Genomic DNA, 14,028 nt, shown 5'->3' with positions numbered 1-14,028 from the left:
CATGGCCGCGAAAATTGAGCATATCGTCTTCGACATCGGCAAGGTTCTGATCCACTACGACCCGCATCTTCCCTTCAGCCGCATCATTCCCGACGAGGCGGAGCGCAACTGGTTCTTCGCCAATGTCTGCACCCATGAGTGGAACCTGGAGCAGGACCGCGGCCGCACATGGGCGGACGCCGAAGCGTTGCTGATCGCGATGCATCCCGATCGCGAAGCACATATCCGCGCCTTCCGCGAGAACTGGCACGAAATGGTGCCGCACGCCTACGAGGACAGCGTCGCGATCATGGAAGGGCTCATCGCCGAGGGCCGCGACGTCACCATGTTGACGAACTTCGCCTCCGACACCTTCCGCGAGGCGCAGGGCCGCTTTCCATTCCTCACCAAGCCACGCGGCGTGACGGTTTCGGGCGATATCGGCCTCATCAAGCCTGACGTCGCGATCTACGACCATCATGCCAAGACCTTCGGGCTCGATCCCGAAGCCACGATCTTCATCGACGACGCGCCGGCCAATGTCGTGGGCGCGAAGGCGGCGGGCTGGAACGCCGTCCATTTCAGCGGCGCGGACAAGCTGCGCGCCGATCTTGCCACCTACGGCGTGAGGATCTGATCATGAGTTTCGATCCGGTCAAGGCGGTCGAGGCCTTCCATGGCGCCATAAATGCGCTGGACTTCGAGACGATCGAGAAGTCGCTTTCGGCCAATGCCACCTATGTCTCCAACGGTGTGGGTAGCCTGGCCGGGCGCGACGAGATCATGGAGGCCTTCCGCGGCTACTTCGAAACCTATCCGGACCAGACCGCCGTCGACAGCCTCGTCGAAAAGGTGGGCCCACGCTCCGGCCGGGCCGTCTGGTCGGTGCGTGCGACGAACAGCAAGACGGGAAAGCCGCTGATCCGCGAAGGCGAGGAAACCATCAGCTTCGACGAGGATGGCCTGATCACCCACGTCGAGGTGACCGACTACCAGGAATTCTAAGCGTTGGCGCTACGGCTGTCCGGCATGGGCATCCGGAAAGCAGGACGCCCGGAGTGTTGATCCCCGGGCGTCGTCACCTTCTTCCGTAACTGGAGGTACAAAAACCGGAAGAAGATTGTTCTTTGATCCGACGGAGCTCGGCTTACTCCGCTTTCGCCAGATCACTGCGGATGACGGATCTGAGTTCGTCGATCGGGCGCAGGGACTGCCCGTCTTCGAAATGCCAGAACGTCCATCCGTTGCATGCATCAAGGCCCTGGACCTTCGCGCCAAGACGATGAATGGAACCGGCCTCGCCGCCGGAGGCGACCGTGCCATCGGCGCGCACGATGGCGCTGTAGCGCCGTCTCGCATCGGTCAACACCTGGCCGGGCTTGATCATTCCGCTCTCGACGAGCACGTTGAAGGCGACGCGAACCTCCGCCTTCTTGCCCGTCATCACAGTGAGTTCCGCCTTGCCGAGCGGCTCGACGGCATCGATCCGCGCAACGGCTGCGTCTATGTATTCCTCCTCACGCTCTATGCCGACAAAATGGCGGCCGAGGCGCTTGGCGACGGCGCCGGTCGTGCCGGAGCCGAAGAAGGGATCGAGGACGATGTCACCCGGCTTCGAAGACGCCATGATGACGCGGGCAAGCAGTGCCTCGGGCTTCTGGGTCGGGTGGACCTTCTTGCCGTCCTCCCCCTTCAGCCGCTCGGAGCCGCCGCAGATCGGAAAGAGCCAGTCGGAGCGCATCTGCACGTCGTCATTGGCGGCCTTCATGGCGTCGTAGTTGAAGGTGTAGCCCTTTGCCTTCGCGTTCGGGCTCGCCCAGATCATCGTCTCATGGGCGTTCTGAAAGCGACGGCCCTTGAAGTTCGGCATCGGATTGGTCTTGCGCCAGATGATGTCGTTGAGGAGCCAGAAGTTCAGGTCCTGAAGCGCGGTGCCGACGCGGAAGATGTTGTGATAGGAGCCGATGACCCAGATCGTACCGGTCGGCTTCAGGACGCGGCGGCAGGCAAGCAGCCAGGCGCGCGTGAAGGCATCATAGGCCTCGAAGGAAGCGAACTGGTCCCATTCGTCATCGACGGCGTCGACGAGAGACTGGTCCGGCCGATGCAGCGTGCCGCCAAGCTGAAGATTGTACGGCGGATCGGCAAAGATGACGTCTACGGAATGGGTGGGCAGGGCCTCCAGCGCGGCCACGCAATCGCCCTTGATGATCGTGTCGAGCCAGGAAGCCTGATTTTCGGACTTTCTGAACTCGGCAAGCGGGAAAACTGACGCCATATGATACTCGCTCTGTACGCTTACTCGTTACCCTTAACTGACCGTTATGGTTACCCAAGTTGGTTACCAAAGGCTGAAGCGCGACGCGATTTCCCGGAAATTGTTCTCGAAGTGGAAGCGGCGTCCCTCGTTCCCCGACATCCTCAGGCTCGATCCGGGGATTCTCAGGTGGTCCCGGGATCGAGTTTCGTTCGACAGATCTTCATGCGTTGACGGGTTCAGGCAGCACTATCATGCACCTCCCTGCTGTCGGCCGGCGCCTCGTCGCGTTCGAACATGCCGTAGTCGCGTACGACATGGGCAATGCGCAGGCGATAGTCGGCGAAGATGCCTCCCCGGCCGGCCTTCTGGGCGGCGCGGTGGACTTCAAGGTTGCGCCAGGCCTTGACTGCCTCCTCGTCCCTCCAGAAGGAAAGCGAGAGGAGCTTGCCGCGCACAGTCAGGCTCTCGAAGCGCTCGATCGAGATGAACCCGTCGATCTTCTCGAGCTCGGAGCGCAGGTCGCCGGCGAGATCGAGATATTTGTGGCGTTCGCCCATGTAGGGCACGACTTCGAATATGACGGCGATCATGGCTCGATGAAAACTCCGTGGGGTAGCGACAGGTTTTTCAGGAAGATGCGATCCTCCTTCAGAATGAAACGCTCGCGCCTGGCGAACTGGTAGTTTTCCTGCCCCAGCGGATCGGCGGCGAGGCGGGCGCGATAGGCCTCGTATGCCGCGAGGCTCTCGATGTTGTAGACGCCGTAGGCCGTGGTCGCGGACCCCTCATGCGGACCGAAATAGCCGATCAGGTCGGCGCCGTTGCGCGGAATGGCCTGTCCCCAGGCCTGCGCATATTCGGCGAACCTGTCCTTTTTGAACGGATCGATCTCATAACGGATGAAGCAGGTGATCATTGAATTCTCCTTGGTCTGACAACACCCTTTTCGCACGTTGCACGACGACGATGCTTCGGCTACGGTCGAAGTATGAAGGAAGGACCTGACATCGCGCAAATCGCCGCTTTGATCGGCGACCCGGCACGGGCGAACATGCTGACCTCGCTGATGGGTGGCAGGGCGCTGACCGCGACGGAACTCGCGGCCGCCGGCGGCATCACGCTGCAGACGGCAAGTGCGCATCTCGCCAAGCTCGAAGCCGGGGGCCTGCTTTCCCAGAGGAAGCAGGGCCGGCATCGCTATTTCACGCTCGCCGACGACGGGGTCGGAAAGCTGCTTGAAAGCATGATGGGATTTGCCGCGAGCCGCGGCCATCTTCGTCACCAGCCCGGGCCAAAGGAGCCGGCGCTGCGCAAGGCGCGTATCTGCTACGACCACCTTGCCGGAGACTACGGCGTGCGCATGCTCGACAGCCTCGTCAGCCAGGGGGCAATCGCAGCGATCGATGAGGCACTCAGCCTGACGAACAAGGGAGAGGCGCAACTGAAATCGATCGGCATCGATGTCGGGGGCTTGAGATCGTCCCGGCGCCCCCTCTGCCGCTCGTGCCTCGACTGGAGCGAAAGGCGCGCCCATCTTGCCGGCAGCCTCGGCAAGGCCCTGCTTTTCAATTTCCTGGAGGCTGGATGGGCGCGGCGAACCGCAAACAGCCGATCGATCCAGTTCACGCCGGAGGGCGAGCGTCGCTTCATGGCGCTGTTTCCAATCGAACGCTAGGTTCTTCCTCCGCCAAGCGGCGGTCTCCCGACCCTCACGCCGGCAAAGCCGCCTTCAGCGACGCGGGTGCAGAGGCCGAACCACTCGCAGCCTGCGCAGGCTGCCCGGCTTTCGCCCGCTAGAAAGGCAGCGCGGGCATCGTCCAGAAAAGTATCGTCCGGCACGATGCGCTCCCCCGGCACGAGCTTTCGCCCAAACAGTTCGCCAACCGCAAGCGCCGCATGCATGTCGCGATCCTCGACGCTGGCGCGCAGACAGTGCGGCTCGGTCTCGGAGATGAGCGGTGCGCAGATGTCGTCCGGTCCGGAGATGAGTTCGATATCCTCGCCGGCGGAAAGCCTTTCCGCTATCCGCCGGTAGTTGCGTGAAAAGGCAGGCGTGTAGCCCTCACCTATGAAGGTCAGCATGCAGAGCAGGTGATGGGCGCGCAGCCTGACGGTCAATTGAGGCGAACTCTATCGCCATATTGCTGGGCAGCCTTGAGAACAGCCGCAGCCAACGCCGATTTCAGGAAGGCGCCAAGAATGAAGGGCGCGACGCCAAGCAACCAGCCCTTTTCCGCTCCGATCAGCACCGCAAGCCAGCCGCCTCCAATAGCGAGGCAGAGAATATTACCGGCAAGATGGGCCGTGAAGCTGCGGATGACGTTTGCTCCGGTCCAGCCACGCTCGGCAAGCCAGCCGACAAGGGCGCCGATAATCGGGAAGGAAACCAGATAGCCCGCCGTGGGACCGACGAAGGGCGCGACGCCCCCTGCTCCGCCGGCCAAAACCGGCAGGCCAGCCATCGCCTCGACCAGCCACGCAAGAATCGTGACGCCGGCGAGACGCCACCCATAGAGGGCACCGATCATCGTGATGGCGAAAGTCTGCATGGTGATCGGCACCGGCACCATCGGTACGGCGATCTGGGAGGCAAGCGCGAGGACGAGCGTGCCCGCGAGAACGAAGACCGCCTTGATGGCGAGACTACGTTCGCCGAGGCGCAGTGGATCGAAAACCGGCCCTTGCTGAGTCTGAAATACCGACATGAACTCTCCTTTCAAATTATAGATAATTTTCGATTCCCATCTATTTTATGAAAGAGTTTTTAGCGCTCCGCAAGCCGCGGCAACGCAATTCACAACAGGCAGGAGGCGTCGCCCGGCCATTTCGACGGACAACGCGCGCGACAAACACTTGCAAAGCCGGCGCCCACGCTCCGCCGAAAGCATGAAAGAAAATTATAGATAATTTTTGGATCAGTTACCCGACGATGGCAAAGGCCTGGCGCGCCGTGCCGGCTGTCGGCCGGCCGATCCACTGCACATGCTTCTGCAGGATCGCAGCGGCCTCTTCGTTTCGGCCCTGACGAAGGGCCGCGAGGATTGCGCGATGGTCATGATCAGTCCTCTTCTCCCAACCCGACTGCCACGCAGAAAACAGGAAGCGCGCGCTCGCCGCATGGAGATCGTCAATGGAGGCGAGAAGGCGCGGCATGTCGCAGGGCGCGAGAATCAACCGATGGAAGCGCCGGTTGGCCGCTTCCCAGGCATGGACGTCGGCGGCCATGTCGCCCTGCCTCGTCGCCTCCTCGGCCTGCTCAAGAATGGCGGCCGTCAGATGCGGTGCAGCGTGCCTAAGCGCAAGCACCTCGAGTGCCGCGCGCATTTCCGCCACCTCGCGGACCTCCTTGAGGTCGAACGAGGCGACACGCACGCCGCGCCGCGGCTCGCTGATCGCAAGCCCCTGCGCTTCCAGCCGGCGAAAGGCTTCACGCACCGGCACATGGCTGGTGCCGAACTCCTCGGCCACATGGTCCTGGCGCAGGCGTGCATCCGGAGCAAGCTCGCCGCGTATGATACGCTCGGCAAGCACGCGGCTGATGCGGCTGGCAATCGTGTCGTCGTTGTCCCTGGCCATATCCGTTCCTTAACCAGAGCGCCCGCGCTTGTCGAGGCGCGCAACCCTCTCGCACAGCGCAGCCCTGCCATGTGGCCCGCCCGGTTGAGCTTTACCGGACCATCGTGTAAAGCCCCACGGTCAGTTTTCAGGGCAGAGATGATATGAGTGGATTCGACCTTATTATTTTCGATTGCGACGGCGTATTGGTCGATTCCGAAATCATAGCAGCCGAGGTGGAGTCCACGCTCCTGACGGAAGCCGGATATCCGATCACCGTCGAGGAGATGGGCGAGCGCTTCGCCGGCATGACCTGGCAGAACATTCTCTTCCAGGTCGAACGAGAAGCCGATATCCCGCTCTCGGCCTCGTTGCTCGAGAAGTCCGAGCAGCTTCTCGACAAGCGGCTTGCACGCGACGTCAAGGGGATCCCGGGCGTCGACTTCGCGCTGGCGCGGCTGCCGATGCCACGTTGCATCTGTTCAAATTCCAGCTCCGCGCGGCTCGACATGATGCTTACCAAGGTAGAGCTCAAGCAGTTCTTTGCGCCGCACATCTTCTCCGCCAAGGATCTCGGCCCCGATCGCGTCAAGCCGAAGCCGGATATCTTCCTGCACGGCGCAAAGGAACTCGGCTTCTCCCCGTCGAAGACCGTCGTCGTCGAGGATTCGGTTCACGGCGTGCATGCTGCACGCGCGGCCGGCATGCGCGTCATCGGCTTCACCGGCGCATCCCACACCTATCCGGCGCACGCCGACAAGCTGACGGATGCCGGTGCCGAAACGGTCATTTCCCGCATGAACGACCTGCCCGGCGTCGCCGCTGCGCTTGCCCAGTGGTCGGGCATCCTCTGAGGTCGTCTTGTCTGAAGGGCTAGCGATTCCCGTAGCTTAGGCGCCGGGCTTCTTTTTCTTAGCGAGGTTCTTCTCGTTCGCAGTATCGAAGCCGAGATTGACGCGAGCAAGCGCGCCGCCGGCCGGAACGGCGATGTTGTCCTTGCGGAAGAGGAATTGCGCCGTCGCCTGGCCCGGCGGGATTTCCGCCTGGAAATTGCTCACTTCGGAATAAAGCACATTCTCACCGTCGACGATGGTGATGCGAATGGGCAGCGTCACCTTGCCGGGGCCGCCTACCGGCCCAGCGACGAGGCGGCCCTGCGCAACCACAGTGATATTCAGGTTGGTATCGTTGAGCGTGCACTGGCGCGTCACGTTGGCGATCGAAGCCTGGTAGATGACCTGCTGGGGATCGTCCTTCGCACCCTTCGCATAGGTGCGGTAGAAGACCGAATCGTCATGCATGTAGATGCGCGGGCAAGTCGCCTGCACCACCTGCGCTCCAGTGGTGGGATCGATGACGGACGGCCCGGTGCTCACCATGGGACGGTTGGTGGATTCCGGCGCCGGCGGGGCTTCAGCCTTGTTTCCCTTGATGCCCAAGGAGCTGCAGCCTGCCAGCAAGATGAGAAGCGATGCGGACAAGAGACGACGTGACAGCCTGCAAGACACGATTATTCCACCCTCTGCACTGATCCGTATTGCGGCCCAATTGCGTTGCCCACAGGGCCTTTCATGACAATTGGCGATGGTCTATATCAGCGGCGCAACAAAAAATCGATTGGGTGCGCACGGATTTGTTCCATTTTTCAACCTTCATCCAAAGTGCCGGTTTCTTTGCTTCCATCGCCGGAAAGAGCGCCGGTAGCGCAGGCGCGAATACGCCGCCGCCGTTTTGGCGCAAAAAGACGGTTTCCGCCGGAACTCCCGATCTAAGCTGCGCCGCAACCCAATCCGGGCAACCCCCGTTCCAATTCTGAAATCAAGGATGAAAGCCGTGGAATATATCTCGACGCGGGGAGAGGCCCCTTCTCTTGGCTTCTGCGACGTCCTCCTGGCAGGCCTGGCCCGCGACGGCGGCCTCTACGTTCCCCGCAAATGGCCGACCTTCACGAAAAAGGAAATCCGCGGCCTGCGCGGCAAGAGCTACCAGGAAATCGCCTACACGGTGCTACATCCCTTCGTGGACGGGGAAATACCCGCCGATACCTTTCGCGGCATGATCGACGAGGCCTATTCTACCTTCCGCCATCCGGCGATCGCGCCGCTCGTGCAGGTCGGCCCGAACTCGTTCGTCATGGAGCTTTTCCACGGCACGACGCTCGCCTTCAAGGATGTCGCCATGCAGCTCCTTGCCCGGCTGATGGACTATGCGCTGGCGGAGCGCGGCCAGCGCGCGACGATCGTCGGGGCGACCTCTGGGGATACTGGCGGAGCGGCGATCGACGCCTTTGCCGGACGCGAGCGCACCGACATCTTCATCCTCTTCCCGCACGGGAAGGTCTCGCCGGTGCAGCAGCGCCAGATGACGACGTCGACGACCGCGAACGTGCATGCGCTGGCGATCAAGGGCAATTTCGACGACTGCCAGAACCTCGTGAAGGCGATGTTCAACGATACGGCCTTCCGCGACGGCGTGAAGCTCTCGGGGGTCAATTCGATCAACTGGGCGCGGATCATGGCGCAGGTGGTCTATTATTTCACCGCCGCGGTTACGCTCGGCGGGCCTGATCGGAAGATCTCGTTCACGGTGCCGACCGGCAATTTCGGCGATATCTTCGCCGGCTATGTCGCCAAGCGCATGGGCCTGCCGATCGACAAGCTGGTGATTGCCACCAACGAAAACGACATCCTGGCGCGGATGCTCAAGACCGGCCGCTACGAGATGCGCGACGTCAGGGCGACGACCTCGCCCTCCATGGATATCCAGATCTCCTCGAACTTCGAACGGCTGCTCTTCGAGGCAAACGACCGCGATGCTTCCAAGGTTCGCGCCGCCATGGAAAGCCTCAAGCAATCCAATGGTTTCGAGATCGAACATAAAGCGCTGAAGACAATCAGGCGCGACTTCCGCGCCGGCCGGGCGAGCGAGAAGGACGTTTCGAACACGATCCGCGAAACGCTTGCCGAAACCGGCTACCTGCTCGATCCGCACAGCGCCGTCGGCGTCTTCGTTGCGGCGAAATACGGCAAGCCCGGCAGCCCCATGGTAACGCTCGCCACGGCCCATCCGGCGAAATTCCCCGCAGCGGTAAATTCCGCCTGCGGTATTGACCCGGCGCTTCCGGCGTGGCTTGCTGGACTGATGGACAGGGAGGAGCGTTTCGACATCCTCGAACCCGAACTCAAGGCCGTCGAGTCATTTATCGGCGGCCGCGCACGGGCGACGGACCGGTAAGCGCAGAAAGACGAAACATGACAGTTGAGTGCACCCGGCTCAAATCCGGGCTGACAGTAGTGACCCAGACGATGCCACATCTGGAAAGCGTGGCCCTCGGCGTCTGGATCAAGTCGGGCTCGCGCAACGAGACCGAAGCCGAACACGGCATTGCCCACCTTCTCGAGCACATGGCCTTCAAGGGCACCGGCCGGCGCTCGGCGCGGCAGATCGCCGAAGAGATCGAGAATGTCGGCGGCGAAGTGAACGCCGCGACCTCGACGGAAACGACCTCCTACTATGCGCGGGTGCTGAAGGATCACGTGCCCCTGGCGGTCGATATCCTCGCCGATATCCTGACGGAATCGGCCTTCGACGAAGAGGAGCTCTACCGCGAGAAGCAGGTGATCCTGCAGGAAATCAACGCGGCCAACGACACGCCTGATGACGTCGTCTTCGACAATTTCTCCACGGTCGCCTATCGCGACCAGACGCTCGGCCGACCGATCCTCGGCACACCAGAGACCGTTCTCTCCTTCACGCCGGACCAGATCCGCGGCTATCTCGGCCGCAACTACACGACGGACCGGATGTTCGTGGTGGCTGCCGGCGCGATCGAGCACGAGAGCTTCGTGCGCGAGGTCGAGCAGCGTTTCGCAGCATTGCCGTCGACGCCTTCGGCACGCCCCGTGATCGAGGAAGCGCGCTATATCGGCGGCAACATCCGCGAGCCGCGCGACCTCATGGACGCGCAGGTCCTGCTTGGCTTCGAGGGACGCGCCTATCACGCCCGCGACTTCTACTGTTCGCAGATCCTTGCCAATATCCTCGGTGGCGGGATGTCCTCGCGGCTCTTCCAGGAGGTGCGCGAGCACCGCGGCCTCTGTTATTCGGTCTATGCCTTCCATTGGGGCTTTTCCGATACGGGGATCTTCGGCATCCACGCAGCGACTGGCGGCGAGAACCTGCCGGAGCTGGTGCCCGTCATCATCAACGAATTGCGCAAGTCGTCCGAACAGATCGACCAGCAGGAGATCGAGCGCGCAAGGGCGCAGATCCGCGCGCAGCTGCTGATGGGTCAGGAAAGCCCGGCCGCACGCGCCGGCCAGATCGCTCGCCAGATGATGCTCTATGGCCGGCCGATCTCGAACCCGGAGATGATGGAGCGCCTCGAGGGGATCACGATCGACAGGCTCACCGACCTTTCCGGCCGCCTGTTCTTCGACACGGTCCCGACCCTTTCGGCCATCGGACCGCTTGAACAATTGGCTCCCATGGAAGATATCACTGCTTCGCTGTCGATGCCGGCGGTTGGCGCACAGAAGGCAAGCGGCTGAAAACGCAACGCTAAATTCCTCCGGACACGGCGAGGGCTGGGCCGGACCTTCCGGGAGTGATGGATGGCAAAATCGGTTTTTCGGTTCCTTTCACGGCAGCCGGACACCACGGAGCTTGAAGACGCGTCCTACCTGCTCCGCCTTCCTCGCTATGCGGATTTCAATCAATGGCACCGGCTGCGGGCCGAAAGCCGGACCTTCCTCGAACCCTGGGAGCCGGCCTGGCGGCGCGACGAGCTGACCGAAGGCGCCTTCCGCGCCCGCGTCATTCGTGCACGGCAGGAATATGCCTCCGGCCAGGCCGTGCCGCTTTTCCTCTTCATGAAAACCAACATGACGTTGCTCGGCGGCCTCACGATCGGCTACATCCGCCGCGGCGTCGCCCAGAGCTGCATGATCGGCTACTGGATGGGCGAGCCTTATGCGGGCCAAGGCCATATGTTCGCCGCACTTCAGTTGGTTATACCCTATATCTTTACAGGTCTCGAATTGCACCGTATCGAAGCAGCCTGTATTCCTGACAATGAACGGAGTATCCGGCTGCTCGAGAAAGCTGGCTTCCAGCGGGAAGGCTACCTGCGGGGATATTTGAGAATTAACGGCCAGTGGCGTGATCACGTGATGTTTTCCCGATTGGCTACGGATGCGCAAAAGAGCAGGACGACCAACGACAGATGATCACAGACCGCATGCTGCTCATGGCGCCGGCCGGACGGTTGATGGGTGCGATTGCAGCCGTCCTCATCTTTGTGCTGATGCTCCTGGGCGGTGCGGCACGGGCGGCCGAACCGGTCAAGATTTCCCGTGACGACACTGCGCTGGACCTGACCGCCACCACCGAAATCTACGCCAATCAGGGCGAAGCCTTCCAGGTTTCGACGGCAGCAGGCGCCGACGGCATCCGCCGCCGCATCGAGGTGCGCGCAAGCTCGGAAGACCACCAGGGCGACTGGGCAGTCTTCGCGCTCGCCAACGTTTCGGAGGAACAGCTGGAGCGCGTGATCGTCGCCCCCCACTTCCGTCTCGTGAACTCCAAGCTCTTCTGGCCGGATCTCGGCTCCCAGCGCGTCATCGCGATTACGCCAAGCGAAGGCTTCGCGCTCGACCGGTTGCCGAGCGAAGAAGCCGACGTCTTCCGCATCACGCTCAACCCCGGCTCGGTCATCACCTTCGTAGCGGAGCTTTCCACGCCCGAACTGCCGCAGATCTATCTTTGGGAACCCGATGCCTACAAGGATACGGTCAACGCCTTCACGCTGTATCGCGGCATCGTGCTCGGCATTGCCGGCCTGCTGGCCGTGTTCCTTACCATCCTCTTCGTGGTGAAGGGCACCTCCATGCTGCCGGCGACGGCGGCGCTCGCCTGGGCGGTGCTTGGCTATATCTGCGTCGATTTCGGTTTCCTCGAAAAGCTGATCAGCATCACCTCGGGCGACCAGAGGGTATGGCGCGCCTGTACGGAGGTGGCGCTCGCATCGAGCTTCGTCATCTTCCTCTTCACCTATCTCAACCTCAACCGATGGCACGCACATCTCGGCTATGTGACGCTTGCCTGGATTCTTGGTCTCGCGCTGCTCTTCGGCGTCGCGATCTACGACCCGTCGATCGCGGCAGGCATTGCGCGTCTTTCCTTCGCTCTGACTGCGACGGCCGGCATCTTCCTCATCATCTATCTCGGCTTCAACCGCTATGACCGCGCCATCCTGCTGGTGCCTGCCTGGGCGCTGATCCTCGTCTGGCTGTTCGGCGCCTGGCTGACCGTCACTGGCCAACTCGACAACGACATCATCCAGCCGGCACTCGGCGGCGGCCTCGTTCTCATCGTCCTGCTCATCGGCTTCACGGTGATGCAGCATGCCTTTGCGGGCGGCGCCTTCCAGCAGGGACTGTTCTCCGATCTCGAACGGCAGTCGCTGGCGCTGACCGGTTCCGGCGATACGGTCTGGGACTGGGACGTGGCGCGCGACCGCGTCGTCACCATTCCGGACATATCGATGCGGCTCGGCCTTTCGCCGGGTACCATGCATGGGCCTGCGCGAAACTGGCTGCCACGGCTCCATCCCGACGACCGCGACCGCTTCCGGGCCACGCTCGACGTGCTGCTCGAACATCGTCGCGGGCGGCTGAACCACGAATTCCGCATCCGTGCCGAGGACGGCCATTTCCATTGGCTGTCCATCCGGGCGCGGCCGGTGCTCGGCTCCAACGGCGAGATCATCCGCTGCGTCGGCACTGTCGTAGACGTCACCGAACAGAAGAACTCCGTCGAACGGCTGCTCCATGATGCGCTGCACGACAACCTGACGGGCCTTCCCAACAGGCAGGTATTCCTCGACCGCCTGCATGCCGTGCTGACGCTCGCGCCAGGTGGCGACCTGGTGCGCCCGACGGTGCTCGTCATCGACATCGATCGCTACAAGCTCGTCAACGACTCCCTCGGAGTGGCCGCGGGCGACAACATCCTGATCGCGCTGACGCGGCGCCTGCGCAGGCTCCTGAAGCCCCAGGACACGCTGGCCCGGCTTTCGGGCGACCAGTTCGGCCTGATCCTCGTTTCCGAGCGTGACCCTGCAAAGGTTGCGGATTTCGCCGATGCGATCAGCAAGGCGATCATGGTGCCGCTCAACTTCGCAAACCGGGAGATCATTCTCACCGCCTCGATCGGCCTTGCCTCGTGGGTCGACCAGCAGGAGAGTGCGGCGGGGCTGCTCAGCGACGCGGAACTTGCGATGTACCGGGCAAAACGCGCCGGCGGCAATCGCGTCGAGCCTTTCCAGCCTGCCTTCCGCAGCTTCGGCACCGACCGCCTGCAACTCGAGACGGACCTGCGTCGCGCGATCGAGCGCAAGGAACTCTCGATGGTCTACCAGCCGATCGCGCGGCTGGAGGATGCCGAGATCGCCGGCTTCGAGGCGCTGATGCGCTGGGAGCACCCAAAGCGCGGCAATATCCCGCCGTCGGAATTCATCCCGATCGCCGAAGCATCGGACATCATCAGTTCACTGGGGATGTTCGCCCTGGAGCAGGCAACGAGCGATCTGATGTCCTGGCAGCGCCAGACCGGAGAAGTGCCGATCTTCGTGTCGATCAACCTGTCGAGCGTCCAGCTTCTCAACAACGAGCTTTATGACGACATCCGCTCGCTGCTCGCCAAGACCCATTGCAACCCCGGCGATCTGAAGCTCGAGCTGACGGAATCCATGGTGATGGAGAATCCGGAACAGGCACGCCTCGTTCTCGGCAAGCTCAAGGAAGCCGGGCTCGGCCTTGCGCTCGACGATTTCGGCACCGGCTATTCCTCGCTTGCCTATCTCACGCGCTTCCCCTTCGATACGATCAAGCTCGACAAGGCGCTGGTGCGCGACACGAGCGACAAGAAGGCGACCGTTCTTCGCTCCGTCATCAGTATGGCGCGGGATCTGGAAATGCAGGTGGTCGCCGAAGGCATCGAATCGGACGAGGACGCGATCGAGCTTGCCAAAACGGGCTGCAACTACGGGCAGAGCTACCTTTTCGGCCCCCCGATGGGGACGGATTCGGTGCTGCGGCTCCTCAAGGAGCGCTTTCCCCTGACCAAGCGAGCCTGACACAGCGAGCCGCAAGCCCGGGCTGAGGGGCACTCAAGAAAAAAATGGCGTTAATACATGGGCTCGAGCCCATGATCTCGCTTTTGCGAGAGGCCCA

At 62.3% G+C, this 14,028-nt stretch carries 15 protein-coding genes; 8 read left to right on the top strand and 7 right to left on the bottom strand.

Features of this window, described 5'->3' with window-relative positions; genetic code table 11:
* Position 1 precedes the first annotated feature (1 nt).
* Both EV286_RS02495 and EV286_RS02490 read left to right on the top strand, forming a co-directional pair.
* On the top strand, positions 2-616 hold the full coding sequence (locus tag EV286_RS02495) for an HAD family phosphatase (RefSeq protein WP_132955420.1): 615 nt from the start codon (positions 2-4) through the stop codon (positions 614-616).
* A gap of 2 nt (positions 617-618) precedes the next feature.
* Entirely contained in the window at positions 619-984 is a 366-nt protein-coding gene (locus EV286_RS02490) for a nuclear transport factor 2 family protein (protein ID WP_132955419.1), read from the top strand.
* A 142-nt stretch (positions 985-1,126) separates the two neighbouring features.
* Here the strand turns inward: EV286_RS02490 and EV286_RS02485 are convergent, their stop codons facing one another.
* The 3 genes from EV286_RS02485 to EV286_RS02475 all read right to left on the bottom strand — a co-directional run bounded on the left by EV286_RS02485 (position 1,127) and on the right by EV286_RS02475 (position 3,155).
* The gene (locus EV286_RS02485) at positions 1,127-2,257 is read right to left on the bottom strand and encodes a site-specific DNA-methyltransferase (protein ID WP_132955418.1); all 1,131 of its coding nucleotides are present in this window, start codon (positions 2,255-2,257) and stop codon (positions 1,127-1,129) included.
* A 218-nt stretch (positions 2,258-2,475) separates the two neighbouring features.
* A complete protein-coding gene (locus EV286_RS02480; RefSeq protein ID WP_132955417.1) occupies positions 2,476-2,829 on the bottom strand; it encodes an antibiotic biosynthesis monooxygenase in 354 nt (117 codons plus the stop codon).
* Positions 2,826-3,155 carry an NIPSNAP family protein gene (locus tag EV286_RS02475; RefSeq protein WP_132955416.1) on the bottom strand — a complete coding sequence of 110 codons (330 nt, stop codon included), beginning with the start codon at positions 3,153-3,155 and terminating at the stop codon, positions 2,826-2,828. Before EV286_RS02475 ends, EV286_RS02480 begins: the two co-directional genes overlap by 4 nt.
* A gap of 72 nt (positions 3,156-3,227) precedes the next feature.
* On the opposite strand from EV286_RS02475, the gene EV286_RS02470 reads away from it, so the two are divergent.
* On the top strand, positions 3,228-3,914 hold the full coding sequence (locus tag EV286_RS02470; protein ID WP_132955415.1) for a helix-turn-helix transcriptional regulator: 687 nt from the start codon (positions 3,228-3,230) through the stop codon (positions 3,912-3,914).
* Here the strand turns inward: EV286_RS02470 and EV286_RS02465 are convergent.
* From EV286_RS02465 to EV286_RS02455, 3 genes are all read right to left on the bottom strand, one after another.
* A complete protein-coding gene (locus EV286_RS02465) occupies positions 3,911-4,357 on the bottom strand; it encodes a DUF1284 domain-containing protein (protein ID WP_132955414.1) in 447 nt (148 codons plus the stop codon). The two genes, EV286_RS02470 and EV286_RS02465, sit on opposite strands and share 4 nt — an antisense overlap.
* Positions 4,354-4,944 carry a biotin transporter BioY gene (locus EV286_RS02460; protein WP_132955413.1) on the bottom strand — a complete coding sequence of 197 codons (591 nt, stop codon included), beginning with the start codon at positions 4,942-4,944 and terminating at the stop codon, positions 4,354-4,356. Before EV286_RS02460 ends, EV286_RS02465 begins: the two co-directional genes overlap by 4 nt.
* A 214-nt stretch (positions 4,945-5,158) precedes the next feature.
* Complete coding sequence (locus EV286_RS02455; RefSeq protein ID WP_132955412.1) at positions 5,159-5,815, bottom strand: GntR family transcriptional regulator; 657 nt, start codon at positions 5,813-5,815, stop codon at positions 5,159-5,161.
* 143 nt (positions 5,816-5,958) lie between these two features.
* Between EV286_RS02455 and EV286_RS02450 the strand changes: the two genes are divergently transcribed.
* Positions 5,959-6,648 (top strand): HAD family hydrolase, encoded by a 690-nt coding sequence (locus EV286_RS02450; protein ID WP_132955411.1) that lies wholly within the window; start codon positions 5,959-5,961, stop codon positions 6,646-6,648.
* 36 nt (positions 6,649-6,684) lie between these two features.
* Here the strand turns inward: EV286_RS02450 and EV286_RS02445 are convergent, their stop codons facing one another.
* The gene (locus tag EV286_RS02445) at positions 6,685-7,305 is read right to left on the bottom strand and encodes a hypothetical protein (protein ID WP_207909724.1); all 621 of its coding nucleotides are present in this window, start codon (positions 7,303-7,305) and stop codon (positions 6,685-6,687) included.
* Between the two features lie 313 nt (positions 7,306-7,618).
* Here EV286_RS02445 and thrC point away from each other — a divergent pair, with 313 nt between their 5' ends.
* The 4 genes from thrC to EV286_RS02425 all read left to right on the top strand — a co-directional run bounded on the left by thrC (position 7,619) and on the right by EV286_RS02425 (position 13,931).
* Positions 7,619-9,028, top strand: coding sequence for a threonine synthase (gene thrC / locus EV286_RS02440; protein ID WP_132955409.1), 1,410 nt, complete (start codon positions 7,619-7,621; stop codon positions 9,026-9,028).
* Between the two features lie 17 nt (positions 9,029-9,045).
* Complete coding sequence (locus EV286_RS02435) at positions 9,046-10,344, top strand: pitrilysin family protein (RefSeq protein ID WP_132955408.1); 1,299 nt, start codon at positions 9,046-9,048, stop codon at positions 10,342-10,344.
* A 63-nt stretch (positions 10,345-10,407) separates the two neighbouring features.
* On the top strand, positions 10,408-11,022 hold the full coding sequence (locus tag EV286_RS02430) for a GNAT family protein (RefSeq protein ID WP_132955407.1): 615 nt from the start codon (positions 10,408-10,410) through the stop codon (positions 11,020-11,022).
* Positions 11,019-13,931 carry a sensor domain-containing phosphodiesterase gene (locus tag EV286_RS02425; RefSeq protein ID WP_132955406.1) on the top strand — a complete coding sequence of 971 codons (2,913 nt, stop codon included), beginning with the start codon at positions 11,019-11,021 and terminating at the stop codon, positions 13,929-13,931. Before EV286_RS02430 ends, EV286_RS02425 begins: the two co-directional genes overlap by 4 nt.
* Positions 13,932-14,028: the final 97 nt, after the last annotated feature.

Origin of the sequence: Rhizobium sp. BK251, assembly GCF_004345245.1 — a bacterium.
Taxonomy (GTDB): domain Bacteria; phylum Pseudomonadota; class Alphaproteobacteria; order Rhizobiales; family Rhizobiaceae; genus Rhizobium.
This window is presented reverse-complemented; position numbering and strand designations above follow the sequence as displayed.